Source organism: Bradyrhizobium sp. WSM1253, assembly GCF_000244935.1.
Classification (GTDB): Bacteria; Pseudomonadota; Alphaproteobacteria; order Rhizobiales; family Xanthobacteraceae; genus Bradyrhizobium; species Bradyrhizobium canariense.
In genome coordinates, this window is sequence record NZ_JH600073.1 from 154769 (window position 1) to 178254 (window position 23486).

General features: G+C 63.0%; 32 protein-coding genes and 1 tRNA gene. 11 read left to right on the forward strand and 22 right to left on the reverse strand.

Annotated elements, in window-relative coordinates:
* Positions 1–15: 15 nt before the first annotated feature.
* A complete protein-coding gene (locus BRA1253DRAFT_RS02570; protein WP_007590746.1) occupies positions 16–234 on the reverse strand; it encodes a hypothetical protein in 219 nt (72 codons plus the stop codon).
* Positions 235–457: 223 nt separating this feature from the next.
* Between BRA1253DRAFT_RS02570 and cysK the strand changes: the two genes are divergently transcribed.
* Positions 458–1435 carry a cysteine synthase A gene (gene cysK / locus BRA1253DRAFT_RS02575; protein ID WP_007590747.1) on the forward strand — a complete coding sequence of 326 codons (978 nt, stop codon included), beginning with the start codon at positions 458–460 and terminating at the stop codon, positions 1433–1435.
* Between the two features lie 3 nt (positions 1436–1438).
* Entirely contained in the window at positions 1439–1681 is a 243-nt protein-coding gene (locus BRA1253DRAFT_RS02580; RefSeq protein WP_007590749.1) for a BrnA antitoxin family protein, read from the forward strand.
* A gap of 75 nt (positions 1682–1756) precedes the next feature.
* On the opposite strand, the gene BRA1253DRAFT_RS02585 is transcribed toward BRA1253DRAFT_RS02580, so the two are convergent.
* Together BRA1253DRAFT_RS02585 and BRA1253DRAFT_RS02590 are read right to left on the reverse strand one after the other, a co-directional pair.
* Positions 1757–3187, reverse strand: coding sequence for a caspase family protein (locus BRA1253DRAFT_RS02585; RefSeq protein ID WP_007590751.1), 1431 nt, complete (start codon positions 3185–3187; stop codon positions 1757–1759).
* A 218-nt stretch (positions 3188–3405) separates the two neighbouring features.
* Complete coding sequence (locus tag BRA1253DRAFT_RS02590) at positions 3406–4281, reverse strand: DMT family transporter (protein ID WP_007590753.1); 876 nt, start codon at positions 4279–4281, stop codon at positions 3406–3408.
* A gap of 151 nt (positions 4282–4432) precedes the next feature.
* On the opposite strand from BRA1253DRAFT_RS02590, the gene BRA1253DRAFT_RS02595 reads away from it, so the two are divergent.
* Positions 4433–4831, forward strand: a complete 399-nt coding sequence (locus tag BRA1253DRAFT_RS02595; RefSeq protein WP_007590756.1) for a RidA family protein — start codon at positions 4433–4435, stop codon at positions 4829–4831.
* Between the two features lie 52 nt (positions 4832–4883).
* On the opposite strand, the gene BRA1253DRAFT_RS02600 is transcribed toward BRA1253DRAFT_RS02595, so the two are convergent.
* The 3 genes from BRA1253DRAFT_RS02600 to BRA1253DRAFT_RS02605 form a co-directional block, all read right to left on the reverse strand.
* Positions 4884–5429: a hypothetical protein gene (locus BRA1253DRAFT_RS02600; RefSeq protein WP_007590758.1), complete on the reverse strand. Its 546-nt coding sequence runs from the start codon at positions 5427–5429 to the stop codon at positions 4884–4886.
* Positions 5374–5718 (reverse strand): hypothetical protein, encoded by a 345-nt coding sequence (locus BRA1253DRAFT_RS41045; protein WP_007590760.1) that lies wholly within the window; start codon positions 5716–5718, stop codon positions 5374–5376. The genes BRA1253DRAFT_RS02600 and BRA1253DRAFT_RS41045 overlap by 56 nt, the downstream gene beginning before the upstream one ends.
* A 212-nt stretch (positions 5719–5930) precedes the next feature.
* The gene (locus BRA1253DRAFT_RS02605; protein WP_007590762.1) at positions 5931–6518 is read right to left on the reverse strand and encodes a formyltransferase family protein; all 588 of its coding nucleotides are present in this window, start codon (positions 6516–6518) and stop codon (positions 5931–5933) included.
* Between the two features lie 190 nt (positions 6519–6708).
* Between BRA1253DRAFT_RS02605 and BRA1253DRAFT_RS02610 the strand changes: the two genes are divergently transcribed.
* The gene (locus BRA1253DRAFT_RS02610; protein WP_007590763.1) at positions 6709–6996 is read left to right on the forward strand and encodes a hypothetical protein; all 288 of its coding nucleotides are present in this window, start codon (positions 6709–6711) and stop codon (positions 6994–6996) included.
* Between the two features lie 338 nt (positions 6997–7334).
* Positions 7335–7571: a hypothetical protein gene (locus tag BRA1253DRAFT_RS02615; protein ID WP_007590764.1), complete on the forward strand. Its 237-nt coding sequence runs from the start codon at positions 7335–7337 to the stop codon at positions 7569–7571.
* 3 nt (positions 7572–7574) lie between these two features.
* Here BRA1253DRAFT_RS02615 and BRA1253DRAFT_RS02620 read toward each other — a convergent pair whose 3' ends face one another.
* The gene (locus BRA1253DRAFT_RS02620) at positions 7575–7877 is read right to left on the reverse strand and encodes a hypothetical protein (protein WP_007590765.1); all 303 of its coding nucleotides are present in this window, start codon (positions 7875–7877) and stop codon (positions 7575–7577) included.
* Positions 7878–7970: 93 nt separating this feature from the next.
* Complete coding sequence (locus tag BRA1253DRAFT_RS02625) at positions 7971–10019, reverse strand: acetoacetate--CoA ligase (RefSeq protein WP_007590766.1); 2049 nt, start codon at positions 10017–10019, stop codon at positions 7971–7973.
* A gap of 183 nt (positions 10020–10202) precedes the next feature.
* Between BRA1253DRAFT_RS02625 and dapD the strand changes: the two genes are divergently transcribed.
* Positions 10203–11174, forward strand: a complete 972-nt coding sequence (gene dapD / locus BRA1253DRAFT_RS02630; protein WP_007590771.1) for a 2,3,4,5-tetrahydropyridine-2,6-dicarboxylate N-succinyltransferase — start codon at positions 10203–10205, stop codon at positions 11172–11174.
* 74 nt (positions 11175–11248) lie between these two features.
* Here the strand turns inward: dapD and BRA1253DRAFT_RS02635 are convergent, their stop codons facing one another.
* Together BRA1253DRAFT_RS02635 and BRA1253DRAFT_RS02640 are read right to left on the reverse strand one after the other, a co-directional pair.
* Complete coding sequence (locus tag BRA1253DRAFT_RS02635; RefSeq protein ID WP_007590775.1) at positions 11249–11476, reverse strand: hypothetical protein; 228 nt, start codon at positions 11474–11476, stop codon at positions 11249–11251.
* 84 nt (positions 11477–11560) lie between these two features.
* Positions 11561–11779, reverse strand: a complete 219-nt coding sequence (locus BRA1253DRAFT_RS02640; RefSeq protein WP_007590776.1) for a hypothetical protein — start codon at positions 11777–11779, stop codon at positions 11561–11563.
* 141 nt (positions 11780–11920) lie between these two features.
* Between BRA1253DRAFT_RS02640 and BRA1253DRAFT_RS02645 the strand changes: the two genes are divergently transcribed.
* Positions 11921–13030, forward strand: coding sequence for an AI-2E family transporter (locus BRA1253DRAFT_RS02645; RefSeq protein WP_007590777.1), 1110 nt, complete (start codon positions 11921–11923; stop codon positions 13028–13030).
* Between the two features lie 142 nt (positions 13031–13172).
* A complete protein-coding gene (locus tag BRA1253DRAFT_RS02650; protein ID WP_198288224.1) occupies positions 13173–13559 on the forward strand; it encodes an NUDIX hydrolase in 387 nt (128 codons plus the stop codon).
* A 1-nt stretch (position 13560) separates the two neighbouring features.
* On the opposite strand, the gene BRA1253DRAFT_RS02655 is transcribed toward BRA1253DRAFT_RS02650, so the two are convergent.
* From BRA1253DRAFT_RS02655 to BRA1253DRAFT_RS44250, 4 genes are all read right to left on the reverse strand, one after another.
* Entirely contained in the window at positions 13561–13851 is a 291-nt protein-coding gene (locus BRA1253DRAFT_RS02655) for a hypothetical protein (RefSeq protein ID WP_007590779.1), read from the reverse strand.
* A gap of 104 nt (positions 13852–13955) precedes the next feature.
* A complete protein-coding gene (locus BRA1253DRAFT_RS02660) occupies positions 13956–14183 on the reverse strand; it encodes a hypothetical protein (RefSeq protein WP_198288291.1) in 228 nt (75 codons plus the stop codon).
* Between the two features lie 134 nt (positions 14184–14317).
* On the reverse strand, positions 14318–14560 hold the full coding sequence (locus BRA1253DRAFT_RS02665; protein ID WP_007590794.1) for a hypothetical protein: 243 nt from the start codon (positions 14558–14560) through the stop codon (positions 14318–14320).
* Positions 14561–14872: 312 nt separating this feature from the next.
* A complete protein-coding gene (locus BRA1253DRAFT_RS44250; protein ID WP_007590796.1) occupies positions 14873–15043 on the reverse strand; it encodes a hypothetical protein in 171 nt (56 codons plus the stop codon).
* 486 nt (positions 15044–15529) lie between these two features.
* Here BRA1253DRAFT_RS44250 and BRA1253DRAFT_RS02670 point away from each other — a divergent pair, with 486 nt between their 5' ends.
* Both BRA1253DRAFT_RS02670 and BRA1253DRAFT_RS02675 read left to right on the forward strand, forming a co-directional pair.
* Positions 15530–16192, forward strand: coding sequence for a hypothetical protein (locus BRA1253DRAFT_RS02670; protein WP_035992636.1), 663 nt, complete (start codon positions 15530–15532; stop codon positions 16190–16192).
* Positions 16193–16350: 158 nt separating this feature from the next.
* Complete coding sequence (locus BRA1253DRAFT_RS02675) at positions 16351–16557, forward strand: hypothetical protein (RefSeq protein ID WP_007590800.1); 207 nt, start codon at positions 16351–16353, stop codon at positions 16555–16557.
* Positions 16558–16637: 80 nt separating this feature from the next.
* Here BRA1253DRAFT_RS02675 and BRA1253DRAFT_RS43335 read toward each other — a convergent pair whose 3' ends face one another.
* From BRA1253DRAFT_RS43335 to BRA1253DRAFT_RS02705, 7 genes are all read right to left on the reverse strand, one after another.
* Positions 16638–16820, reverse strand: a complete 183-nt coding sequence (locus BRA1253DRAFT_RS43335; protein ID WP_157158529.1) for a hypothetical protein — start codon at positions 16818–16820, stop codon at positions 16638–16640.
* Positions 16821–16889: 69 nt separating this feature from the next.
* Positions 16890–17081, reverse strand: a complete 192-nt coding sequence (locus BRA1253DRAFT_RS02680) for a hypothetical protein (RefSeq protein ID WP_007590801.1) — start codon at positions 17079–17081, stop codon at positions 16890–16892.
* Positions 17082–17129: 48 nt separating this feature from the next.
* A complete protein-coding gene (locus BRA1253DRAFT_RS02685; protein WP_245285851.1) occupies positions 17130–17588 on the reverse strand; it encodes a hypothetical protein in 459 nt (152 codons plus the stop codon).
* A 38-nt stretch (positions 17589–17626) separates the two neighbouring features.
* Positions 17627–17986: a hypothetical protein gene (locus tag BRA1253DRAFT_RS02690; RefSeq protein WP_007590806.1), complete on the reverse strand. Its 360-nt coding sequence runs from the start codon at positions 17984–17986 to the stop codon at positions 17627–17629.
* Between the two features lie 897 nt (positions 17987–18883).
* The gene (locus tag BRA1253DRAFT_RS02695; RefSeq protein WP_007590810.1) at positions 18884–19153 is read right to left on the reverse strand and encodes a hypothetical protein; all 270 of its coding nucleotides are present in this window, start codon (positions 19151–19153) and stop codon (positions 18884–18886) included.
* Positions 19154–19627: 474 nt separating this feature from the next.
* On the reverse strand, positions 19628–20158 hold the full coding sequence (locus tag BRA1253DRAFT_RS43340) for a hypothetical protein (protein WP_157158530.1): 531 nt from the start codon (positions 20156–20158) through the stop codon (positions 19628–19630).
* Positions 20159–20348: 190 nt separating this feature from the next.
* A tRNA-Lys gene (locus BRA1253DRAFT_RS02705) sits at positions 20349–20424 on the reverse strand.
* 2 nt (positions 20425–20426) lie between these two features.
* Between BRA1253DRAFT_RS02705 and BRA1253DRAFT_RS45815 the strand changes: the two genes are divergently transcribed.
* On the forward strand, positions 20427–20561 hold the full coding sequence (locus BRA1253DRAFT_RS45815; protein WP_256375789.1) for a hypothetical protein: 135 nt from the start codon (positions 20427–20429) through the stop codon (positions 20559–20561).
* 179 nt (positions 20562–20740) lie between these two features.
* On the opposite strand, the gene BRA1253DRAFT_RS02710 is transcribed toward BRA1253DRAFT_RS45815, so the two are convergent.
* A complete protein-coding gene (locus BRA1253DRAFT_RS02710; RefSeq protein WP_007590814.1) occupies positions 20741–23416 on the reverse strand; it encodes a glycosyltransferase in 2676 nt (891 codons plus the stop codon).
* Positions 23417–23486 lie beyond the last annotated feature (70 nt).

Here is a 23486-nt window from a genome sequence, read left to right on the forward strand (position 1 = left end):
GATGCAGAGGAAACGTCAGTTGCAGAGAATGCGCTGCTTGACGGCGTGCTTGGTCACGAAGCCGTAGCCGCAATTGTCGCAGGTCCAGAGATAGCTGATCAGGTGTTCCGACACATACGCAGAACCTTCGGCGGCGACCATGGAGTCGGCGCAGACGGGACAGGTGGGCAACTCACTGCACCGCGGAGCGCGGTTCGATGCGACGGTCGACAACACTTCAGCGACTGCTGACATCGTGGTGACCTCTCTGCTTTGAGACCTAAGTCTAACATAAGCAGAATCAGTTGACGAGGTCGCAACACAAATGCGCTGGTTTTCTGATAATTACTGCTCACGTGATTTTGCGATGCAGCGTACTTAACATGTGCCGCAATGTCGCTTGCGTGTCGCCGCAGGCTGTCTCTAACTGCGCAAGAGCTGCAACAGAAGCACAAATCGTCGCCACAGGGAGTTCATCATGGACGCATCGTCCACCACGGGTGCAGCGCACCAACCCGGCCGCGGCCGGATCTATGACTCGATCGTCGATGCTTTTGGCGACACGCCGATCGTGCGCTTGCGCCAGTTACCGGCCATGCACGGCGTGAACGCGACCATTTTGGCAAAGCTTGAATATTTCAATCCCGCCGCAAGCGTGAAGGATCGCATCGGCGCGGCCATGATCATCGCGATGGAGAAGGCCGGCATCGTCAAGCCCGACACCGTGCTGATCGAACCCACCTCCGGCAATACCGGAATCGCGCTGGCCTTCGTCGCGGCGTCGCGCGGTTATAGGCTCAAGCTGGTCATGCCGGAGTCGATGTCGATCGAACGGCGCAAGATGCTGGCCTTTCTGGGCGCGGAACTGGTGCTGACACCCGCCGCGCAAGGCATGAAGGGCGCGATTGCGACAGCCGAAGAGCTGTTGAAGACGACGCCGAATTCGGTGATGCCGCAGCAGTTCAAGAATCTCGCCAATCCCGAGGTGCACCGCCGCACCACCGCGGAGGAGATCTGGAACGACACCGGCGGCAACATCGACTTCTTCGTCGCCGGCGTCGGCACCGGCGGCACCATCACCGGCGTCGGCCAGGTGCTGAAGCCGCGCAGGCCCTCGCTGCGCGTGATCGCGGTCGAGCCGGAGGAGAGCCCGGTGCTGTCGGGCGGCCAGCACACGCCACACAAGATCCAGGGCATCGGTGCGGGCTTCGTCCCTGACATCCTCGACCGCTCGGTGATCGACGAGATCGTGAAGATCAACTCGACGACGGCGATCGAGACCTCGCGGGCGCTGGCGCGGCATGAGGGCATTCCGGGCGGCATCTCGTCGGGCGCCGCGATCGCCGCGGCCCTCGAGATCGGCAGGCGGCCGGAAGCTGCGGGAAAGACCATCCTGGCTATAGTGCCGTCCTTCTCCGAGCGGTATCTTTCGACGGCTCTGTTTGAAGGAATCTAGGACATGGCGGATCAACCACCGAGGCGGCCGCGGACGTTGGGCGACGCCAGGACGGAGGCCGAGGCGGCGTTCAAGAAGGTGACGGCGAAGATCGCCGCAGCACCGCCAAAACAGAACGTGGCGCCGGGGGTCAAGGAGCAGGTCACGCTGCGCATCGACCAGGACGTGCTGGAGCATTTCCAGGCCGGCGGTCCCGGCTGGCAGGACCGCATCAACGAGGCCCTGCGAAAGGCCGCGGGGAAGTAGGCACCAAAGGCTGAGGGACTCGCAACGAAAAAGCCCGGCGCGAGCCGGGCTTTTGTATCTGCGATTGGCGTCGCCTCAGCGGCGGAACATGCCGCCCATCATGCCGCCGACGACACCGCCGACGAAGGCTGCTCCGGCAGGATCGCCGCCGCTGCTGCGATGGGGAGCCGGTGCGGGCGCGCTGCTGGCCGCGGGGGCGGCGGCCCGGCGGGCTGCCTTCTGGCTGTTGTCGCTCGCGGTCGGCGGGCCGGCCACAACCTCCGAAAGCAGAGCCTTGTGCTGGAGTTTGTTCAGGTAACCCGACGCGGGATAGCCGCGCGCCGCCTGCCACCGCTTGAGCACCGACCGGGTCTCCTCGCTGAACACGCCTGTCTGTTTGTTGTCGAAGCCGAGCCCGCCGAGGCGACGCTGAACGTCGCGGCGCAGGTTCTTGTCGAGGCCGATCTGGTCCTCGGTAAGCTGGGTGGCCTCATCGGTGAAGGTCGCGGGATCGACGCCAGCGGTGAGGGTACGCGTCGCGGTCGAGGGGCCGCTCTTGATGGCCGCGAGGCGTGCCAGCGCCAGCGCCTTGAACTGACCGTTGGGGTAGGCGGAGAGGTAGGCGTTGAGCTCTTCCGGCTTGTTGCTCTCCTTCACCGAGCGCCAGTATTCGAGCTCGATGCCGTCCGAGCTGCCGCCGGTCGCCATTGGCGCGCTGCCAGCAGCCGTCGGTGCGGCATTGGCGACCTGGGTCGTCGGAGCCTGGTTGAGATAGACCGCGCCGGTCAAATTGGTGTGGCCCCAGGGCAGCTGACCCTTGTGGGTCTCCTCGTTGACCTGGGCGCGGACCGACGTCATCGCCTGCTGGATCTCGACACCGGGCTTGGTGATGTTGTCGATCAGCGCACGGGTGAACGGGCTGTTGTTGCCCTCCTGGCCGTCGAGCGCGGTCTGGCCCGGGCCGGTGGCGAACGCGATTAGCGTGCCTTCGCCGGACTTCATCTCGGCAAGACCGCTCTGCACGTTGACGCTGCGGGTCGCGGAGTTCGACTTGATCTTGGCGGCGAACGGATTGTCGCGGCAGGCGTCAAGGAAGACCAGCTTGACCTTGGCGTCGCCCATGGTCTGCTCGAGCGTCAGATCGATGTTGATGGCAGCACCGAGCTTGACGTCCATCTCCGACTTGATGTCGGCATCGACAGGCAGAAGATAGTTGGAGCCGCCGACCGCGATGCCGTGACCGGCATAATAGAACACTGCGACATCGGAGCCCTGCGCCTTGCGGCCGAAGTCCAGCAGCTTCTCCGTCATCTGATCGCGCGAGAGGTTCGAACCTTCGATCACCTCGAAGCCGACATTGCGCAGCGTTGCCGCCATCGCCTTGGCGTCGATCGGCGGGTTCGGCAATTGTGCGACGTTCTTGTAGGTGCCGTTGCCGACGACGAAAGCCACACGGCGGTCGGCCTTCGCGGCACTGACCGACAGTGCCATGCACATCAGCGACGCGAGGAGGGTGAGAGTGCGCATCTGAAATCCCCAACAGAATCGAATTGCAGGCAGCAACAAATTGGCAACGAACTTACACGAATTGCCCGACTTGGCGCCACCAAGACTTGGCACCACCAAACGGCAGTTCGTCGCGTTCAACCCGCTGCTGTGTGGCAGAATGTGCACGATGGAAAGCCCCTCCAACGTGATCCAAATCACACGGCCACTTGGTTTTGTCGCACGAGGCGTCGGGAGGTTCAGCGCGCGCGGACAGGAACCGGCGAAGCCGGCTTCAAATTCAGGAGATTGCCGCAGAGGATCAGCGCCGCGCCGAGCACGGTCCAGGCATCGAGCCGCTCGGAATAGAGCAGCCAACCGACGGTCGCCGTGAGTGGAACCCGCAGAAAGTCCATCGGCACCACAATGGTCGCATCCGCGTACCGGAGCGCGCTGGCGAGGCAATAGTGCGAGAATGTGCCGCAGACCCCGATGACGAACAGCCAACCCCACAGGGAGGTTGACGGCCAGGTCCAGACATAGAGCGTCGGAAGCAGGCCCACGACCATCTGCACGACGATCATCCAGAACAGGATCGATAATGCGCTTTCGGTCCGGGTCAGCGATTTCGCCAATATCATGGAAATGCTGAAGCCGATCGCGGCTCCCAGTGCGATCAGCTGGCCCGGATTGATCTCGCCGGTGGCGGGCCGCACGATCATGACCACGCCGACGATGCCGAGTACGATCGCGGATACCTTCCAGACGGTCATGCGCTCGGACAGGAATGTTGCGGCCAGCAGCGCCGTCCAGATCGGCATGGTGAATTCGATCGCGACGACCTGGCCGATCCCGATCAGCGTCAGTGCGTAGAACCAGCCGAGCTGTGCGAAATAATGGACCCCGTTGCGTGCGAGGTGCTGGGGCAGGCGTTTGGTCGCGACCGCCTTGAAGCCACCGGCCCGGTAGATGATCGGCAGCAGAAGCGTGAACCCGATCACCGAGCGCACTTCCATAATCTCGAAGACGTTCAGCTCGCGCGTGGTCTCGCGCCCAGCGACCGCCATGACCAGCATCAGCGAAAGCCAGCCGGCCATCCACAGGGCAGCCATCGTTTTGGACGGTGTCGTGTTCATCGGCGCAGGTGTGGGAGGCGAGGGTCCTGAGGGAGAGCCGGTATCAGCGACATCGTCGCCATTTGCAACGGCCAAATCTGCCGGTGCAGCGATGCATGGCGGCGTGCTAAGGCATCAGTGAACAACGAGAACAATCGGGAGATATTCGCTCATGGACATCTTGCAGCCGGCCGAGTGGAAAAAACCGCGCGGCTTTTCCCATGGTGTCGTGGTCGACGGACCGGGCCGCTGGGTGATGCTGGCCGGGCAGACCGGCGGCGACGAGACCGGCAATTACGCGCCTGACATGGCAGCGCAGGTCGGGACCGCGTTGAAGCGGATCATCAAGCTCCTGGGCGAGGCCGGCGCCGGCCCCGAGCATATCGTTCGTCTGACCTGGTACCTGACCAGCCGCAGCGAATATGAGGCAGCCGGGGCCGGCATCGGCACGGCCTGGAAGGAAACGCTGGGGCGCAATTTCCCGCCCTCGACCTTGCTCTACATCGGCGGTCTCGTGGACGACCGGGCCAAGGTCGAGATCGAGGTCACGGCGTTCGTGCCGGGCACATAAAAAATCGACCCGGCGAGATCGCCGGGTCGATTGTCAATCTACTCGTATCGGCTTAGCGCGAGAGCGAGATGTTGGCGCCGCGGAACTGGCTGTCGGCGCGCATCGTGACGTTCTGCTTGTTGCCGGATGTCTTGAGCGAGATGTTGGCGTTGAAGCCGGCGGTGGAGGCGAGCAGCTCATAGTTTCCGCCGGCGCCGCGGCCGGAAAGGGAGCCGCTGATATTGCGGCTGGCCTCGGACCAGCTGCCCGCGATGGCGCTGCCTTCAGCCCTGACGTTGGCGCCGAGGTTGAACTTGTAGGCGTCGCTGGCGCAGGTCAGCGACAACTCCATAGTCGGTCCGATCGGAGCGTATTTGGCCCGGCAGCGGATCCGCTCGGTCGAGCCGTCATCCAGAGTGACCGTGCCTGAGCCGCTCCAGCTGCCGGCCAGCGGGGCGAACGGGCCGGACTGGGCCTTGCTCTCGGAGTTGGCAATTCCGGCCGCAAACATAACGGCGGCCGCGATCAGCAACCGCCGGCCCAGACCGTTCGTCACGATTTTTCTATTGGCGCGATGCTTCCCACCGCCCGCTGCACGGTATGCCTGCAGATGCTCCATTCCACTTCCCCGATCCGGCGTTGCCGCTGAGTTGACCGTTGGCATATGCACCATTGATCGAAACTTTCACAAGTCCCCCGCTGCCGATGGTGCCGGAAACGTTAGCGCCCGGCGCGGTGATCTTGCCGTCGGCAACCGTCAGCAAGGAGCTTGCAGTCGGCTCACAGGAACCGCTCTTGGTCACGATGGTGACCTGCCAGTTGCCGTCATAGGGAGTCTGGGCGAAAGCGGGCGCGGCGAGGGTGAAAACTGAAGCGGCACAGAACGCCGCAATGCGAGCAAAACGCATAAAATCCGTCCTTGAATTTGTCTGATATGCTGACCCTTATTCGGGCCAAATGTGACGGAAATTTGGTGCGGTGCCAAATCGAAAATTGTTCCTGTGGGAACAATGGTTTATTTGGGTTTCCGGCTGCAATTTTCGAAGCAGAATCAACGAGCCCTCACGTTAAGGGTAAACGTCAGGACAGCGACTCAGGAAAGGGGCTTAGGAAAGGGGCTTTAGGAAAGACTTGGCGCCGAGGTCGCGAACTGCTCGTCCTGAGTCTTGGACGGCAGCGCCTTGTGGACCTTGGCGTAATCGATCACGTCGGCCAGCAATTTGAGCCCGAGCGGGGCCAGCGCGCGCTCCCATAGCTCCCGCGCCGTCTCGCCCTTCTTGACGAAGCACCACTCCTGGGCCGCGATGGCGCCGGCGTCCATGCGGTCGGCGAGGTGATAGATCGTGCCGCCGGCGATCGGATCGCCTTCCTTGATGGTCCATTCCACGGCCGCCTTGCCGCGGTGACGCGGCAGCAGCGAGGGATGATAGCCGATCCCGCCCAGCTTCGCGGCCTCGAGCGCGTCCTTGCCGATCCGGGCGTGGCTGTGCGCGGTGACGATCAGATCGGTGTCGGGGGCGATCTCGGAGGCCACCACCAGTTTGGGGTTGGCTTGGACCACGACCCCGATGCCTGCCGCCTTCGCTGTCGCGGCGAGACGATCCTCGGCGTCGGCCACCACGACCCGCACGATCGAGACACCGTGCTCCCGGAGCATGTTCAGGGTGGTCACGCCGAAATGGCGGGAGCCGACGAGGGTAATGCGCATGGGTGTCCGATCCGTCTCGCAACTGCGTCATCTCCCGATAACACGTCCGGAGGTCCTGTCACCACCCGCGCCGGGTTTGCGCCGGTTATCAACAATGCACCGGGCGAGGGGTGCGCGATCAACTCCGCGATTGCGGCGTCGGCCGGTCCGGTGCTTCCATGCGCGCATGGCATCGGCTCGGAGCGAACGCATGCGGAGCGCGTGGTTTGTCCTTCTCGCGGCCCCGGTCGTAACCGTTGCGGCGCGCGCTGGCGGACCACCCTATCCGGCGGTTCCGCCCGAGGTTGGGGTGGCACCGTTCATCGGCCCGACCTGGGACACCTATCGCTGCGCGGAAGGGCCGGTCATCAATTTTGATCACGGCGCCTATTACGGCCAGGAGCCGCCGGCACTCTATCGCGGCTACGCGTACCGGCCGCATTACCGCTACAGCGCCTACCGTAGGCTGCCGCGCAAATATTTTTGCGTTTCGGACTAGCGTGGCCGCGCCACCACGGTCGGGCGGCAAGTGGAGATAGGCCGGTTCCTGTGTTTCGTTTTTAGCAGAGTGATCCAGGATTTGCCGGTAGAACGTGGACCCACCGGGGCTGGCGACATTTCAACCCGCATCCGTTTTCGAACCCGGATTTGGCCGCTGGCGTAATTGCCAGCGGCTTTTTCGTGCTCGGCCATCACGAAATCATCTGACGGTAACATGATCTCAACCAGCTTGGCGTATCGACGAATCCGTCGCGGATTTGTATTGCGTACCGCGACACCGAGATTGTCCCGCCGGCGTGGGTGCGCCGTGCGGGCTTTTTCGCCGGGACCTATTTCATGCCGAGCGCGATTGAGCAGATCGTCGACGTCTATGTCCGGCTGAAGAACCGGCGCGGCCTCGACGAACTGATGATGCACAGACAGCGGCTTGCGGTCGATCTGAAGAGCAGGTCCGGCTACGATTTCAGCCTGCCGATCGGCCAGATCGACGAGGAGATCGCGATCATCGAAGCCGGCCTCAGCCGGCTCAAGTCGGGCGATATCGCAGCGACGAATGACGGCCGGCCAGTTTGACGCTCAGTCGCGCCGGCCGCCGTCGATGACGGTGAACAACGGCCGCGCCGAGGTCGGCTCGACCAGCAATTCCTCTACCAGCGCGGTCGCCGCATCGACATATTTGCGCGTCGGCTTGTCGAGGGGGCGCGTGGCCTCGTCGTCGAGCGCGACCTTTGCGGCCTCGACCAGCTTGCGCATTCGCGCCGCGTGGTCATCGCCCGCCGTCAGCGTCGCGCGGGCCAGCGAGCGCAGCACGAACAGCTCGCCCTCGAGGCGGAGCAAACGGTCGTTGAGCCTGGTGAGGACGGCGTTGAGGTCGGCCATGGCGCGCGTTCGTTGCGGAAGATCCATCCTGCTCTAGCGGCGATCGGTGAACGGAGTCCAAACGGCATCGGCGCAATTGGGGCGATCTCCCCCTCAAGTCTCGGTCCGCGCCACATAGTCGCGTGCGAAGGCGAGATACCAGTCGAGGCAGGCGGGATTGGCCATCGCCTCCCGGTTGATGACCTTCTCGACGGGCTGGCCGAGCAGCAGCTTCTTGATCGGCAGTTCCTGCTTCTTGCCCGAGAGCGTGCGCGGAATTTCGGCGACCGCAAGAATCTCGTTGGGCAGGAAACGGCGCGAGAGGCCGGCCTCGATCGCCTTGTTGATCTTCGCCTGCATTGCGCCGTCGAAGGCGACGCCTTCGCGCAGCACCACGAACAGCGGCATGTAGCTGTCACGGCCGAGATATTCGAGATCGACGACGAGGGAATCCAGCACCTCGGGCAGGGCCTCGATCGCGGAATAGAGTTCGCTCGTGCCCATGCGCAGGCCATGCCGGTTGATGGTGGCATCGCTGCGGCCATAGATGATGCAGGAGCCGTCAGGGTCGACCTTGAGCCAGTCGCCATGCCGCCACACCGGCCCGCGGCCGCTGCCGTCGAAATTGTCCGGATAGGTCTCGAAATAGCTCGCCCGATAGCGCGTATCGCCCTTGTCGTTCCAGAAATAGAGCGGCATCGACGGCATCGGCTCGGTGCAGACGAGTTCGCCGACCTCGCCGATGACGGCGCGGCCCTGTTCGTCGAAGGCTTCCACGGCAGCACCCAGCAGACGGCACTGCATCGCGCCCGGCGTCTGCGGCAGTTCGCGATTTCCGCCAATGAAGGCGCCGGCGAAATCCGTGCCGCCGGAGATGTTGGCCCACCAGATATCGGCCTGCGCCTTGCTGCCGTTGGCTTTCGAGAGCGCCGCGAAGCGGTCGTTGAACCACGCTTGCGTGTCGGCGCTCAGCGGAGAGCCGGTCGAGCCGAGACATCGAAGCTGTGAGAGATCACCGGCGGCGGCGAGATCGATCTCGGCCTTGACGCAGTTGGCGAAGAACGCGGCGCCCGCACCGAAGAAGGTCGCTTTCGACTGCGCGACGAAGCGCCACAGTGTGGTCCAGTCCGGCTTGTCCCTGGCGCCGCCGGGGCTGCCGTCGAAGATGCAGCAGGTGGTGCCGCTGAGCAGGCCGCCGACTTGCGAGTTCCACATGATCCAGCCGGTCGAAGAGTACCAGTGATAGCGCTCGCCGAACGAGTTCTCGTGGTATGAGCAGCCGAGATCGTTGTGCAATCCCAGCAGCGCCAGCACCACGATGACGATGCCGCCATGGCCGTGCACGATCGGCTTCGGCAGGCCGGTGGTGCCGCTGGAATAGACGATCCAGAGCGGATGATCGAACGGCAGCCAGACCGGCTCGAATGCGTCGATCTCCGCGCCGGTTGTTGCGACAATTTCGGACAGCAGGGCGACCGGCGCTGCGGGCGCGGCGGCCTCGCTGTGCAGGATGACGTGCTCGACCGTCGGCAGCGATTGCCGCAGCTCGGTGAGGACGTCTTTGCGATCGTGCCGGCGGCCGGCATAGGTGACGGCGTCGCAGGCAATCAGCACTTTGGGTTCGATCTGCTTGAAGCGGTCGATCACGGCAGGCGCGGCCATATCGGGCGCGCACACGCTCCAGACCGCGCCGATGCTGGCGCTCGCCAGGAATGCGATGATGGTCTCGGGGATGTTGGGCAGATAGGCGGCGACGCGGTCGCCGGGCTTGATGCCTTTTGCTTTCAGATGCAGCGCGAGCGCGGCCGCCTTGCGCCGCAGCTCCGGCCAGCTCGTCTCGCAAAGCCTGCCGTCCTCGCCGGAACTGACGATCGCGGGCAGGCCGGCGGCGTCAGCCGCATCCACATGGCGGAACACCTGCCGGGCATAGTTGACCTGGGCGCCAGGAAACCAGATCGCGCCGGGCATCTTGCGCTCGGTGATCACGGCCGCAAACGGTGTTGGCGATTGCAGATCGTAATAGTCCCAGATGCTGTGCCAGAAGCCGTCGAGATCGCGCACCGACCATTGCCGCATGTCTTCGTAGGTCGCGAAGGTGAGGCCGCGCTGCTCGGCGAGCCAGTTGCGGTAGAGGGCGATCTGGGGAACGAAGGGTGAGGTCATTGCGGATCGATTTTGATTGCAGGGAGAGGAGTGTAGCCGGCGATGGAACGAAGTAGAAGTCGCAGTTCGCGCAGCCGCGTCTGGCTCGCCAAATCCGGGCGATCGCCTTTGAGCCACCAGAAGTTGCCATTTCGCCGGGATCGCGTATGCACTGCGTCTGGGATCATAGTGTGAGACATTCAAATGACGATGGAGCTGAGGGGCGCGAGTGGTGAGGGATTTGCGACGGTTGGCGCTGATGGTCGCGTGCTGGATTCCTGGTTTCCTCGGCTGCGCCTGGTTGTGGCGGCCGACAAGGCCGTGACGGTACGGCTGACGAGCGACGAGATCGTCAGATCGTTGGGTGCATCGGCGGACGGATATGCGCGACACGATGATATCCGCGATGTCGAGATCGTTTCCATTCGTACAGAAATTCACTCTCTTGCATCTGCGCCGACTGATGTGCACGACGCGTATCTTCGACTTCATCTCCTGAGCCACCGGCTCGTCCAGCCCCATTGCCTGAATCTTGAAGGAATTTTCGGTCTTTTGCCCAACGTTGCCTGGACGACACTCGGTCCCTGTGAATGCTCTCGTGTCCCGGAAGCGCGAATGGTGGCGCGAAAGCGTGCCCTCGCGTTTGAGGTGGCAGGCATCGATAAGTTTCCGCGCATGACGGATTATGTGACGCCTGCGGACGTGAGAATTGCAGATGCGGACCGTGTAAGGCTCGGAGCCTACCTGGCGCCGGGCACAACCGTCATGCATGAGGGCTTTTGCAATTTCAACGCCGGTACGCTCGGCCCCTGCATGGTCGAGGGCCGCATTAGCGCCGGTGTGGTTGTGGGAAGCGGCAGCGACGTTGGCGGCGGAGCATCGATCATGGGCACTCTGTCCGGAGGAGGGAAAGAGAGGGTCACAGTTGGTGAGCGCTGCCTGATCGGAGCCAACGCCGGCATCGGCATTTCATTGGGTGACGATTGTATCGTCGAAGCCGGCTGTTATGTCACGGCGGGCGCGCGCATCCTTCTGGAAGATGGCCGAATCCTGAAAGCCAGAGAACTATCAGGCCAGAAGGGCCTTCTGTTTCGTCGTAATTCCCAGAGCGGTGCGATCGAGGCAACCAAACGTACGCCAAATTGGGAGGGCCTCAACGCGCAACTTCACAGCTAGGCCACGACGGCCGCAGCGTTGCTCCCTGGCCGCCGTCGCAGAACAGCCTCAGCTTGCCCGCTTCGTCGGTTGGCCTACCACGGCACCCCGGCCCAGCGCCTTCCGAACACGGGTGGCTTGGTCTTCACCGCTTCCCAGCCGAAGAAATGGTGCTTGCCGGACCAGGTGTGCACCACGCCGCTGCAGATCCTGCACTTGAAGCTGCCGGAATGCACTTCTGCGTGCTCCTCCCTTGTCGCGGTGTAGTTCATGCCGCAACCCGCGCAGGTGAATTCTTCGATCGTCCAGATGGTATTGGCCATTGCACCGAAAGTGGTTTGGGGGACCTCGATGGAAGCGTAGGTGCGCGCCTTTGCATCGGCGTAAACCGGTTGGACGAAATCCGGTTAACCGTCGTTAATGCTCCGCATGTCGCGGTCGATGCGCATCTGTACGCGCCTGATGGCGAGCAACGGCAGCCTGCCTTGCACGCGCCCGGAGCGGGCCCTGTCGCCGACGGCATAGGCGTAGCGCCAATAGCCCGGTGCGGCGTTTGGCTTCAGGGAAAAGTGGATGCCGCGGTGAATTCCCGCATGTGCGACGGGCTCTCTGGGGCGGCGTGCCATCGTCTCGGAATGCCGAGTGGCCCGATGCGTTCCTAATCACCGGCTCGGGCCGGCTCGGTCGTCTTGACGCCGGGTGCGCGGCTGGCAATAACGCTGGGCCGCGCAAGTGCCGGAACCCGCGTCAATGCCGCAAGGAAAGCCGTGCCCGTGAAAAGTCTGCGTCAGCTCCTGACGGGCGAGGACATCATCCAGCTCGTGATCCGCGTCGGCCTGCTCGGCCTGCTGATCATCTGGACCTTCCTGATCATCCGCCCCTTCGTGCCGATCCTTGCCTGGAGCGGCGTGCTCGCGGTTGCCTTCTACCCGGCCTTCAGCTGGGTCGCCAAGATCCTGGGCGGCCGGCCCAAGACCGCAGCGGCGATCCTGACCCTGATCACGCTCGGCATCGTCATCGGTCCTGCGACCTGGCTCGGCATCAGTGCAGTGGACGGCGTGCGCGAACTGGCGCACCAGCTCGGCACCGGCGACCTCGCGCTTCAATCGGCGCCGGAGCAGCTGAAGTCGTGGCCGGTCGTTGGCCCCTGGCTATTCGAGCTCTGGGAGCAGGCCTACAACAACATCCGCGCGGTGCTGCGCGAGGTGGCGCCGTATCTCCAGCCGCTGGCGGGACCGCTCTTGTCGCTCGCGGGCGATGCCGGCGTCGGCACGCTCCAGTTCCTGGTCTCGGTGTTCGTGGCCGGCTTCCTGTTTCCGCACGGGCCGAGGCTGGTTGCGGCCGGCCGCGGCTTCCTGTTTCGCATCGTGCCCGAACAGAGCGAGCATTTCCTGGGGCTCGCGGGCGCGACCATCCGCGCCGTGGCGCAAGGCGTGATCGGCGTCGCGATCGTGCAGGCATTGCTCGCCGGCATCGGCTTCAAGCTTGCCGCGGTGCCGAGCGCAGGCCTGCTCGCCTTCATCGTGCTGCTGCTCTCGATCGTGCAGATCGGCGCCTTCCTGGTGCTTCTGCCGGTGATCATCTGGATCTGGACCGCCAAGGACGTCACCACCGCGCTGCTGCTCACCGTGTTTCTCGTCGTCGTCGGCTTCCTCGACACCATGTTGAAGCCGCTGGTGATGGGGCGCGGCCTGACCACGCCGACCATCGTCATCTTCGTCGGCGTGATTGGCGGCACGCTCGCCCACGGCATCGTCGGGCTGTTCATCGGCCCCATCATCCTGTCGGTGGCCTGGGAGATGATGATGGCCTGGATCAGGACGGAGGACCGGGCAGAGGCGGGGGCAAGGGCGGGGACGGCGGCGGGCGAGGGCTGATCCGGCGCCTCGAACGGGGATCGGCCTGCCGGTTCAATCAGACCTGGCGGCGTTGCCCCATACGATCAAGATCCATCCCGAACTTGTCTATCGGACTAGACAAGTTACCATGGGCTCGATTCTATTTTCGATTACGGCGGACATGGCGAAGTCTTCCAAACTGGTTGCCGCCAAGCGCGGCAAGGTCTTGTTGGTCAGACGGCGGTCGGACGGCCTGTGGATGTTTCCGGGCGGCCGCAAGCGGGCGCGCGAATCCGACAAGGACTGCCTGCGGCGGGAAATCAAGGAAGAGCTGCCCAAGCTGAAGCTCGGCCGGATCAGCCTCTGGAAGGAAGTGACGACCAGGAACAAGCGCTCCGGCCGCAAGATGAGCGACGCGATCTTCATCGCCAAGGGCGCCAAGGGCAGGCTCGCGATCGGCGACAAGCACGAGATTGATCGCGCCGTCTGGCAGAAGCCGCGCGGCATCCGCCTGACGCCGACTTCGCGCTATATCCGTGACCGCCTGTTTCCGCAGAAGCGCGGGTGAGCTAGTCCCCGTCGTCCTCCGATGAGAGCTGTATCCGTCCGGTGTGGGCCCGCGAAGAATTGGCGCGCGGTTGCGGCGCGGACATCCTGGCCATTTCGGTTTCGCGCTGCTCCTTGCGAGCCTGGCGCGCGCGCTTCATGGCCTGCTTGACCTGAGGGTTCGGCGAATCCTCCGCGAAGAACAGCACCACCTCGCAGCTCGGACATTGCCTGGAATAGCCGTCCTGCAACCGTCCCGCGCGGTCGCGGAACACGGTCTTGCAGCGCGTGCACTGAATCTGGACGAAACTCATGCGCGGTCGATCGACAATGACTGATGGAAATGGATCGTCAGGTGATCCCAAATGTCTGAAGAAAGCTTGAACGCGTCAGTGACCTCAGGCCGCTCGATCAGGCGCTATTGCTTGGCCGCTATCGTGTCCAGGCAATGGTTGAGATAGACGGTGCGATCCCTGGGCAGCACCTTCTCGAGATCGGCCTTGAGCGCGCATTCGCGCTGCCGCATCTGCTCGGCCCGCCGCTTCTCGGCCGCCTCGCGATATTCGGGAGCAACCTTGTTGGGATCGACGAGGGCCTGCGAGCGGGCGGGAGCCGTCACGGCGAGTGCAATGGCGGTGATGATCATGAACTGTTTCAAATGAGCCTCCGTAAAAGGCTCATCCTAGCGCTCGGGCTGCGAGAGCTCAAACGGCAAGTTCGGCGAGACCACCGGCAGCGAAGTTGAATCGTCTACCTGAAGTTGGGACTAGGGGAAGTCCCTCACTTCGGGACGTGGTCGATCTTGTGGCCGAGATGCCCGGTGTCGTGATCGCGTCGCAACTGGCTGAGCGATGTCTCGTTCAGCTGGTGCAGGACCTCGCTGAGTTCAGTCGTATCCGGATAACCGGCAGCAAAACCCTTGCCGTAGATCTTGCGCAACGTACCAACCAGCGTGTTGCCGTGCTTCTTGCTGATCGCGCCATCCTTGTCGCGGTGGCGATGATCCAGGCCCGTGTCCTTCATGGCTTTCTCCCTGAGTGGCGTCTGCGCGCCTGGAGAGAGCGTGCTCCCAAACGAGTTGATTGGCAACGGCACGGCGTGCGGCAGTTGAGCCTCGTCAAGGTGTGGAAAGATCGAAGGACGTGTGAAGCAGTTCACAAGCGATGGCCGAGATCGCTGCTACGAAGGCCTCATTGCTTCACCAATTGATATTTTGAAAACGCCCCAGCGCTCCACCAGGCGCTGGGGTTTTCACGTCGATCACCGCAAGGGCGAGAGCGCGCGACGCCCGATCGGATGGGCGGGTGATTCCGAATGCTGCCGAAGGCGGGCGGACTACGCGGCTTGCTCCTCGAACGAGGTGTAGACTTGGCCCCCTGGACCAATCACCTGAACGCCCCAGCACCCGTCGGCGATAAGTTCCTTGGCCTTCTTGAGGGCGGCGGTGAGTGACAGCCGCTTGAGGCTGACGATTCCTGCCGTGTCGAAACCGCTGATTTCAAACATGCCGCTCCTCCCTGTTTTGTCGAATCCTACACTTTTTGAGCGGGTTGTCTCGCGGCTTTTGGGGCAGGGGCCGGCGCACGAACACACGCTGGCCAAAATCGCGAAAACAACCCCATGCACAGTAGCTAAGTCCTGCTGGCGCAACGCTTTCTTTTTGGCACACGGCGGTCTTGCATCCGGCGGAGACGCCGGTTGACGCGTCGGGCAAAACAGGCGTAGTGTGCCAACTTCGGAAAATCCGCTTCGGGCCGAGGCGGCGTCCCGGGCTCGGGAGGAGCTCTCGCATCGGCCTGCGAGTTATGTCTGTCGCACGACCCCGTAGTCGGCCGGGGCGGCGGGGTCTGCGGCAGGCCGCGGCCGCTAACGTGAAATTAAGCTGAAAAGCCGACAATTTTAGACAGTTGTAGATGGGTGCTGCGTAAGGGAGCCGTCGCGAGGACGTTCCGGCGACGGCTTCCTGTTGCTCGCTCATTTGGGGTCAATGCCATGACCGCGACTTTCGAAACGCAAGGCCTTGTCGAACAGCTCGACCCTGCCGCACTGGCTGCGGCCATCGCCGCCGACGCACCCGCAAGCTTGGACGCTCCAGAACCCGTCAAGCGGTCCAGCCGGACGTCGGTTATGACGCTGTCGGTGTGTGCGCTGGCCATCAACGGCGCGGCGGCGATCTACACATGGCCGTCCGGCTTGCCGTCGCTCAATCTGAGCAGCCTGGCTGAGTTGCTACCGCGGCAAGAGGCTTCAGCGCCAAAGCCGGATCCGGTTGTCGCTGCCTTGAAGGATATTCAGTCGACCCAGCAGCAACACACGGCTTCGCTGCAGGAGAGCAACCAGGCATTGCAACAAAACGCGGCTGTGCTGCAGGCGGATTCGATGGTGCTGCTTTCGCTGCGACAGAGCATCACGGACGAACGGGTCGATGTGAGGAAGGTATCTTCGCAGCTGTCCACACTGATTGCGAAGATCGACTCGCTGCAAAATGCCATGATGTCGGACGTCACGTCCTCCGTTCGACGAGCGCATGCGCGCTACGGACTGTCCGCCGCGATCCGTAAGCGGATCGCCCGGCAGTCGAAATCTATCGGGCCAGTTTCGGTGGGAGGAGCTCCGCTGAGCACGCCGGCTACGGTGTCAGCTCCGGAGAGCTGAAGGTAGGTCAGGCAAATCATCTGGGGCTGTGTGCGCCATCGCGGCCGGGTTCGCGTTGACGGGCTGGCGGGCCCTAACCCAGTTTAAGCGGCCGTTGTGCGGCGATGCCTGGTTGGATAGAATAAAGCCTGTGTCAGCGTCAGTTGCGTCCGACGGTCATGATTACGTACAAGCAGTACCATATCGAACGGCTTGAGCACGGGCCCAAGCGCTGGGTTGCTCGCATCACGCGGACAGACGGCCAGAACCTCCGCACGATTTTGCCAGCGTCTGAGCGCCCCTACCTCGATACGAAGCCGACAACGTCCGCCGAGGAAGCTGAGGCGCTTGCCAAGGAAGGCATCGACTTCGGCGGCGTGGTGTAGTCCGTCGTCGCGGTCCTGACTTTCATTCGCGAGCTCGCCGTTGGGGTCGTCCGTCTTCGCAGCGGGCTTTTATCCGAAAACTATTGTGGCTCGGCCGGCTTGTCTCGCTCATGGCTCTCGGCTTCGGCGGCCGCGCACGCATCCATGCCATGGCATTTGCTGAGATAGTACCGAGCGCCTGCGAAGATCGAGCAAACGATCACCACGGAAACCAGCAGGAAGATCATCCACCGTCGATTCAACATTTCCACGACCTTCTGCACCCTCCATCCAACGCGGCCCGTTGGCCTGACCGGCCCAACCAGGCGAGGCGAAAGCTCGACAAGCTCAAATCAGACCTTGCGCTTCGGATTCAGTCGAGCCTCACGCTCCAGCCGCTCGGACTTCAGGCGTTTGAGGTTTTCCTGAAACTCCGGAGTGGCTTGACTGTCCGCTATTGTCTGTCTCGATGCTATCGGATTGAGGGTCCTTCGATCGGCTTCGTCCGCGATTTGTTGCTCGGCCGACCGTTTGGGTTTGATCATTTGCTTTTTGCCTTGAGGCCGAGATTGACCAAGCGGGCGCCGGTCAAATCATTTTCGATTTGGCCGATCGCGTCGAACGTTCTGGAATTCCTCGGGTCCCTTGACGAGCCGCCGCTTGCGGCTGGCCTGGTCATCCGGGCTCGCTTTGTTGTCTTTGAGCTTGTCGATCGCTTTACCCGCCATTTCCCGAGCCCGCTCGGACGAGGCCTTGGCGGCAGACGTAACCGCGAGGGCGGGGGCGGGTTTGCCCAAGCCAATATCGACCAGCCGACGGATGGATTCAGAGCGAGCCGGAGTGTCTTCCTGCCGCGACGCCCATGCGTCGATCTGAACGACAGTCGCCTCCGGCCAGCGCGTGCCGATCTGGACGCCCTGACCAGTAGCGGGGCGGCCGCGATGCTTTTTGGCACGAATCTTTTTTGCTGGTTTCATTTTATTTGGTACCAAAAAATCAGGCGGAGGGGAAGGGCGAACTTCCGATAACTGTGCCTGCTTGATCACTGTCACCGCAGTCCCCACGCAACATGTCGATCACAGATTTGAAGTCAGGCGGCGCCCCGTAGAGGGAGCGCCAGTTGTACAGCAAACGGTCGGGAAGCATTGGCCCGGATGAAGGCCTGCAAGGCCGGCGTGATCTCGGCGCGCCCTGTGACGCGCTCGGCCAGCTCGTCAGCGATCTCGCTGGTCGCATCGCGAGCCCGGCCCTCGATCGCGTTGAAGGCGACGATACGGACCGGATAGGCGTACTGCCCGGAGAGCAGGTCGCGGATGATGGTCTCGACGTCGGTGTCCTGCTCGTCGGTCTCCCGCCAGGAGTAGCCGGCGCGCGCGCCGAAGTCTTCCAGTACAAGGTAAATCTCCCGGTCGAGCCTATCCAGCGGCACGATCGACGGCGCATGACGCATGACGCAACTCCTACTCAGGGAGCAATTGCGCTGCTGGCGGATCGTTCCGGCCGTCGGCCGTGCGCCTTGGCGGGTCGGGGGCCAGCCAAGCCGTCACAGTGAGGCAAAGAAAAGAGGCCGCCCACCGGGCGGCCCTTCCCGTTAGCTCGGTGCTCTCAATCCAGGTGAGCTAATCCATTGCTGGAGCTGGAGGGCGGTTTCGCTTATGCGCGCCGCTTTCAGGAGAGTTTCGCGCTTCGCTCCGAGCGGAGCCGCCTCGGCGCGGCGGCGGGCTTCCTCCGCCAATTGAGCAAGTCGCGTTGTCAGGGGAATGGTTTGTTTTTTTCTGGTTGGCATAGGGTGGCTCCGCGTAGGGCGGGAGCACGAGCAGCTCTCAGTCACCGATAGATGCCGTGATGGGCCGGTGATCGAATGACTAGGCGCTTGTTCAGTCAGAATAGATACTGAATTCCGCACCAAAGCTGGGGGTGCGCGCGTACCATAGGCTTTCCTCATGAAAACGCCGCCCGCTTGAAATGAAGCGCAGGCGGCGGCGTTCCAGCCCCGAGAGGGATCAGCAAAATCCCGGACATTCATTGGTCTGAGCCGGCTACATAAAGGTTCACTCCACTGGCAGGAGGCGGAGTCCCGGCCTACACGGGGGAACGACAGGCCGGAGAACGCGCCGAAATCGTAAGAGCTACTGCTTTGTTTGTGATTGTTGCGTTCGGCGGCGCGATGATCGCCGCCGGCTTTATGTCTCCAGCATCGGCGGGCAAAATGAATGGGAAGCCTGGGGGCGGACGTAACTCGGCGCATTATGATACCCCCAGCAGTGGCACAGCGAAGCCACCGACCGCAACGAAGAAGCCTCCTCAGTGAGCCATCAAAGGGCCCGCCGGCTAAGCCTGGCGGGCCTCATACGTTGGTGCCCATTTTGGGAGGGGCGAAGTCAGGCCGCACATCGGCGCCGCGACTACCGCAGACTTGGCAGATAAACCGCCGTTCAAGATCAGAAAGCCGCAGTTCGTCGGGCCAGCGATCGGCGCTGACCGCGACGTGATGGCCGCAGTGGCACCAGACCATGACGCCGCTTAAGCCCATCTCGCGCAGCTCGCCGAAAGTGATCTTGACCGGGCGGCGACTGAAATGAGTGGCGCTATGACGGCGGAGCGAGGCATGCCCCATCAAAACGCGCCTCGATGCAGGCTGCAAATTATCGATTGGTAGGGGCGTCGGTCGGCGGCGAGCTACTGCGGGTCGTGGGTGTGGATAAGCCTCGGCGCTCGATGCGGGCTACTCCAGAGCGACGGTGTCAACTCTCAGGCAGGGGAGGCACCTGTAAGCATACACTGCCGGTAGGTTCACAATCGCAGGCAGCGTCGCGAGGTAGTCCATTCGCCCCCTGCATTTGCGGCAAATGAGGATCGGTGGGCTGCCCCGCTCCTTGCTGCGCGTCATCCGAAATGGTCCAAAAGCCGGCAGGGTAGTTCCCTTTAGACGGCTGCGCATGTCCGGTGGAGTACCGGGGACTATCGGAAATTGGACGTGTACCGTCTGGCGCAGAAGCTCGAACAGCAAAAGCTGATACGCAATGAGCGTGATGGCTGGACATTGACTGCCGGCGGCTAAAAGGAGCTAAACGCTATGAATTGGCGTGGTTCAGGCAAGAACCAACCACCGCCCCCGCCGCACGTTTCCTAAGTGCAGGTTTATCACGTTGGCGGGTTCGCGGTGCTGGAAGATCAGATGTGCGCCTTCACGACCGATTTTGAGCGCGGACGCACCGGCTATTCGCCAGATCGTGTCGACGCGCTGATTGAGCTGAGCGGGCGCAACATTGGACGCGTCCTGCCCGATGACGTTGCTCCTGTTCTCGAAAATGATCGCCGGGGACTCGGAGCTGTCTCTTCCGGGCGGCGCTTTGTTCTCGGGACGGGAGTTGATGAAAAAGCTGGTAGGCGGATTCCACGTCAAAATTGTTCGTTGGGTCGGTGCTTCGATATCGATTTCTGGTTGCAGCAGGTTGGCATACGCGAAGTTTTGTATTTGGAGAGCAGCGGTCAGCAATAGACAGACCACTCCGAAGAAAGCGATCCAAATTGCTGGAATTTTGTCGCCGCCGTACCAAGCACTGCCGGCAATCCCGCTAAGTAGGATACCCGCAAGGAGCGGCAGCCAGAACACGGCCAACTCGACGCTTCTACTCGCCATCTAGACTCACTCCGAATCAAGGAGTCGATAGTGGCACGATGGAGGCGCACGCTGCACGTGCTCGGCAGCCCTATTTTCCTATGGCGGCAAAAGGGTCCAAGTGGCCCGGAATGCGCCCCGCATGAGCAAGGCTCCGATAAAACCGAAAATTTTAAAGCGGAGTATCTGTTGGTGAGCGCGCTGGGGCTCGAACCCAGGACCCCGTGATTAAAAGTCACGTGCTCTACCGGCTGAGCTACGCGCTCCCATGGCCGCTGATGGCTTTGAAGAGATCGCCATCGTCTTCGGTCATTTGGAAAAGCATGTCTTGCCGCCACATCGACGCAAGCGTTGCGGAAAAACCGGCTGTTTCCGGATCATGCTTTCGGCCCGCGCTGTGTAGGGGGATGGGGCGCGGAGGTCAATAGCTCGGGTGGCTGCCGAAGTTGAAGGCAACAGCGGGAATTCGCTCGCCGTTTCCAATGCTTGAGCCGGGATTTTCAACCGAGATGGCGGGCCGCCATCCACGCCGAAGAACCCGCGACGTCCGCCCATGGGCCGGATGCCGCGTTCGGAGCCCCGTCAGTTCGCTTCCCGCCGGACCTCGCTCGGCACCGGCACTTGCTGCGGCGTGCCGGCGGGGGTCGGCAGCGCGACCGGGCGCAGGCCGATCAGCTCGGCGGTGCGGATCGCGCTGTCGCGCCAGAACTGGAACGAGTTGATGCGGCTGAGCTCGAGGATGGCGATGGCGACCGCAGCCAGGAACGGCAGGCTCTGCAGCACCAGTACGCCAGCGAAGATGTAGATCTCGGTGATCTGGCGATAGCTGTTGGAGGCCACCAGCACGCCGGCGCCGATCAGGAGCAGGGCGCCGATCACGGCCTCCCAGAACGCCTGGAACTCGATCGACATCCTGGACAGGCCGCCCTTGGAGGTGCGCGCGAACGCGATGTGCTCGGTGATCAGTCCCTGCGCGACGGCGCGGGACACTGTCCACTGCACGCTCATCGCGGCGATCATCGCACCCAGCATCTGGCCGGGCTTGATCGCGACGCGCGCGCGGTACATCGACAAGAAGTGCGCGAGCGAGACGATGAAGGCGCCGATGATCGGCAGCGTCAGGATCTTGTCGGGAATGGCGATGTCGGCGAAGGCGACGATCGGCACCCAGACGAGGTTGAGCAGTGCCACGACCACGCCGAGGCTTTCGGCACCCAGCCAGTTCAGCCAGCCGAGGCCATATTCGCGCTTCTGGTCGGGCGTCAGCCGGCTCCGTCCCGGCAGGAAGTTCCGCCAGTGCTTCTTGACGATCTGGAGACCGCCATAGGCCCAGCGGTGACGCTGCTTCTTGAAGGCCTCGTAGGTGTCGGGCAGCAGGCCCTGGCCGTAGCGGTGGTTGGTGTAGTGCGTGGTCCAGCCGAGCTGCTGAATCGAAAGGCCGAGGTCGCTGTCCTCGCAGATCGTGTCGGACGACCAGCCGCCGGCCATGTCCATCGCGGCGCGGCGGATCAGGCACATCGTGCCGTGCACGATGATGGCGTTGGTCTCGTTGCGCTGGACCATGCCGATGTCGAAGAAGCCGGCATATTCGCCGTTCATGATGTAGTGCATGATCGACAGATCGCCGTCGCGATGTTCCTGCGGCGCCTGCACCAGGCCGACACTGGGATCGGCGAACGCCGGCACGAGGTCCTTCAGCCAGTCGGGATCGACGACGTAGTCGGCATCGAGGATGCCGATGATCTCGGCGTCGACGGCGGTGCGGTCCATCGCGATGCGCAGCGCACCGGCCTTGAAGCCCTGCACCTTCTCGGCGTTGATGAACTTGAAGCGTTCACCGAGCGCGCGGCAATGATCCTGGATCGGCTGCCAGAACGCAGGGTCCGGCGTGTTGTTGATGATGACGACGCATTCGTAGTTTGGATAGTTCAGCCGCGACAGCGCATCGAGCGTCTGCTTGAGCATCTCGACCGGCTCGAAATAAGCGGGGATGTGGATCGAGACTTTTGGAAAGTAATTCTCCGGTACGTTCTCGACTGGCTTGTCCTTCGCGAGCAGGCGCTGCGGCGGCCGGCCGAAGGCGACGGCGGCGATCTCGTCGATGCGCGCCATCGCGATCAGCACAAGGGGAACAAGCAGGATCATGCCGAGCGTGAGCGCGAAGGCCGAGCCGAAGATGAAATAGTGCCCGTTCCAGAACGCGAACACGGTGGCGGCCCAGGCGCCGACGCCGTTGGCGGTGGCCGACAGCAGGAACGCCTGCTTCGCCGTCGGCTGCTGCAGCCGCAGGATCGGCAGCGACAGCAGGATACCGACCAGGAGCGCCACACCCATCAGCTTCCAATAGTCGGGATTCTCCACCGGCCCGGTCCATGCGAATTTCGGCTCGCGGCTGGCGTTGAGGATGCCCCAGTACGGACCGACGCCGCCTTCGAAGTATTTCCAGGGCTGATCGATGGCTTCGACAATGTTGTATTCCATGCCGATGGCGTCGGCGCGGCTGACGAAGTTGCGCAAGGTCAGTGCCTGCTGGAACGGACCGGGGTCGGCGTTGCGCAAATTGTAACCCGCGCTCGGCCAGCCAAATTCGGCGATCACGATGCGCTTGCCGGGGAACAGGTTGCGCAACAGATTGTAGCGGTCGACGGCCTGGTCGACCGCCTGGTCCGAGCGGAAGTTCTCCCAGTAGGGCAGCACGTGGGCGGCGATGAAGTCGACATTGGAGCCGAGGTCGGGATTGTCGCGCCAGATGTTCCAGATTTCACCGGTCGTGACGGGCACGCGGACCGCGCCCTTGACCTTCTTGATCATCTCGATGAGGTCTTCGACCTTCTGCTCGCCGCGGTAGATCACCTCGTTGCCGACGACGACGCCGTTGACGTTGCTGTTCTTGCGGGCGAGCTCGATGGTGGCCTTGATCTCGCGCTCGTTGCGATCCTTGTCCTTGTCGATCCAGGCGCCGACGGTGACCTTGAGGCCGAACTCGGCCGCGATCGGCGGCACCAGTTCCACGCCGCCCGTGGACGAATAGAGACGGATCGCGCGCGTCATCGTCGACAGCGTCTTCAGGTCGGCGCGGATTTTCTCCACCGTCGGAATGTTGTCGATATCGGGGTGAGCCGAGCCCTCGAACGGCGCATAGGAGACGCTGGGCAGCAAGCCCTTGAAGTCGGGCGCGGGTTCCTTGTCACGCAAGACCCCCCAGAGGCCGGCGTGGAGCGCGGACACAAGCAACAGAACGGCGGCGACAACCCGCATCGCGGCTAAACCAAAAGGGGCTGAGGGGGCAGGGAAGCGGATCCGACCCCGAGATCCGACCAAGTCCGCG

Bases quoted from the DNA above. Each gene is read 5' to 3' on its own strand.
- BRA1253DRAFT_RS02570 (WP_007590746.1), bottom strand. From the start codon at position 234: ATGTCAGCAGTCGCTGAAGTGTTGTCGACCGTCGCATCGAACCGCGCT.
- BRA1253DRAFT_RS02580 (WP_007590749.1), top strand. From the start codon at position 1,439: ATGGCGGATCAACCACCGAGGCGGCCGCGGACGTTGGGCGACGCCAGG.
- cysK (WP_007590747.1), top strand. From the start codon at position 458: ATGGACGCATCGTCCACCACGGGTGCAGCGCACCAACCCGGCCGCGGC.
- BRA1253DRAFT_RS02625 (WP_007590766.1), bottom strand. From the start codon at position 10,019: ATGACCTCACCCTTCGTTCCCCAGATCGCCCTCTACCGCAACTGGCTC.
- BRA1253DRAFT_RS02670 (WP_035992636.1), top strand. From the start codon at position 15,530: ATGACCGCGACTTTCGAAACGCAAGGCCTTGTCGAACAGCTCGACCCT.
- BRA1253DRAFT_RS02595 (WP_007590756.1), top strand. From the start codon at position 4,433: ATGGACATCTTGCAGCCGGCCGAGTGGAAAAAACCGCGCGGCTTTTCC.
- BRA1253DRAFT_RS02675 (WP_007590800.1), top strand. From the start codon at position 16,351: ATGATTACGTACAAGCAGTACCATATCGAACGGCTTGAGCACGGGCCC.
- BRA1253DRAFT_RS02710 (WP_007590814.1), bottom strand. From the start codon at position 23,416: ATGCGGGTTGTCGCCGCCGTTCTGTTGCTTGTGTCCGCGCTCCACGCC.
- BRA1253DRAFT_RS02680 (WP_007590801.1), bottom strand. From the start codon at position 17,081: ATGATCAAACCCAAACGGTCGGCCGAGCAACAAATCGCGGACGAAGCC.
- BRA1253DRAFT_RS02620 (WP_007590765.1), bottom strand. From the start codon at position 7,877: ATGGCCGACCTCAACGCCGTCCTCACCAGGCTCAACGACCGTTTGCTC.
- BRA1253DRAFT_RS02660 (WP_198288291.1), bottom strand. From the start codon at position 14,183: ATGATCATCACCGCCATTGCACTCGCCGTGACGGCTCCCGCCCGCTCG.
- BRA1253DRAFT_RS02695 (WP_007590810.1), bottom strand. From the start codon at position 19,153: ATGGGGCATGCCTCGCTCCGCCGTCATAGCGCCACTCATTTCAGTCGC.
- BRA1253DRAFT_RS45815 (WP_256375789.1), top strand. From the start codon at position 20,427: ATGGCCGCTGATGGCTTTGAAGAGATCGCCATCGTCTTCGGTCATTTG.
- BRA1253DRAFT_RS02610 (WP_007590763.1), top strand. From the start codon at position 6,709: ATGCGGAGCGCGTGGTTTGTCCTTCTCGCGGCCCCGGTCGTAACCGTT.
- BRA1253DRAFT_RS02605 (WP_007590762.1), bottom strand. From the start codon at position 6,518: ATGCGCATTACCCTCGTCGGCTCCCGCCATTTCGGCGTGACCACCCTG.
- BRA1253DRAFT_RS41045 (WP_007590760.1), bottom strand. From the start codon at position 5,718: ATGCGTTTTGCTCGCATTGCGGCGTTCTGTGCCGCTTCAGTTTTCACC.
- BRA1253DRAFT_RS02650 (WP_198288224.1), top strand. From the start codon at position 13,173: ATGGCGAAGTCTTCCAAACTGGTTGCCGCCAAGCGCGGCAAGGTCTTG.
- BRA1253DRAFT_RS02655 (WP_007590779.1), bottom strand. From the start codon at position 13,851: ATGAGTTTCGTCCAGATTCAGTGCACGCGCTGCAAGACCGTGTTCCGC.
- BRA1253DRAFT_RS02615 (WP_007590764.1), top strand. From the start codon at position 7,335: ATGCCGAGCGCGATTGAGCAGATCGTCGACGTCTATGTCCGGCTGAAG.
- dapD (WP_007590771.1), top strand. From the start codon at position 10,203: ATGACGATGGAGCTGAGGGGCGCGAGTGGTGAGGGATTTGCGACGGTT.
- BRA1253DRAFT_RS02690 (WP_007590806.1), bottom strand. From the start codon at position 17,986: ATGCGTCATGCGCCGTCGATCGTGCCGCTGGATAGGCTCGACCGGGAG.
- BRA1253DRAFT_RS02635 (WP_007590775.1), bottom strand. From the start codon at position 11,476: ATGGCCAATACCATCTGGACGATCGAAGAATTCACCTGCGCGGGTTGC.
- BRA1253DRAFT_RS02600 (WP_007590758.1), bottom strand. From the start codon at position 5,429: ATGGAGCATCTGCAGGCATACCGTGCAGCGGGCGGTGGGAAGCATCGC.
- BRA1253DRAFT_RS02590 (WP_007590753.1), bottom strand. From the start codon at position 4,281: ATGAACACGACACCGTCCAAAACGATGGCTGCCCTGTGGATGGCCGGC.
- BRA1253DRAFT_RS02665 (WP_007590794.1), bottom strand. From the start codon at position 14,560: ATGAAGGACACGGGCCTGGATCATCGCCACCGCGACAAGGATGGCGCG.
- BRA1253DRAFT_RS44250 (WP_007590796.1), bottom strand. From the start codon at position 15,043: ATGTTTGAAATCAGCGGTTTCGACACGGCAGGAATCGTCAGCCTCAAG.
- BRA1253DRAFT_RS02640 (WP_007590776.1), bottom strand. From the start codon at position 11,779: ATGGCACGCCGCCCCAGAGAGCCCGTCGCACATGCGGGAATTCACCGC.
- BRA1253DRAFT_RS02585 (WP_007590751.1), bottom strand. From the start codon at position 3,187: ATGCGCACTCTCACCCTCCTCGCGTCGCTGATGTGCATGGCACTGTCG.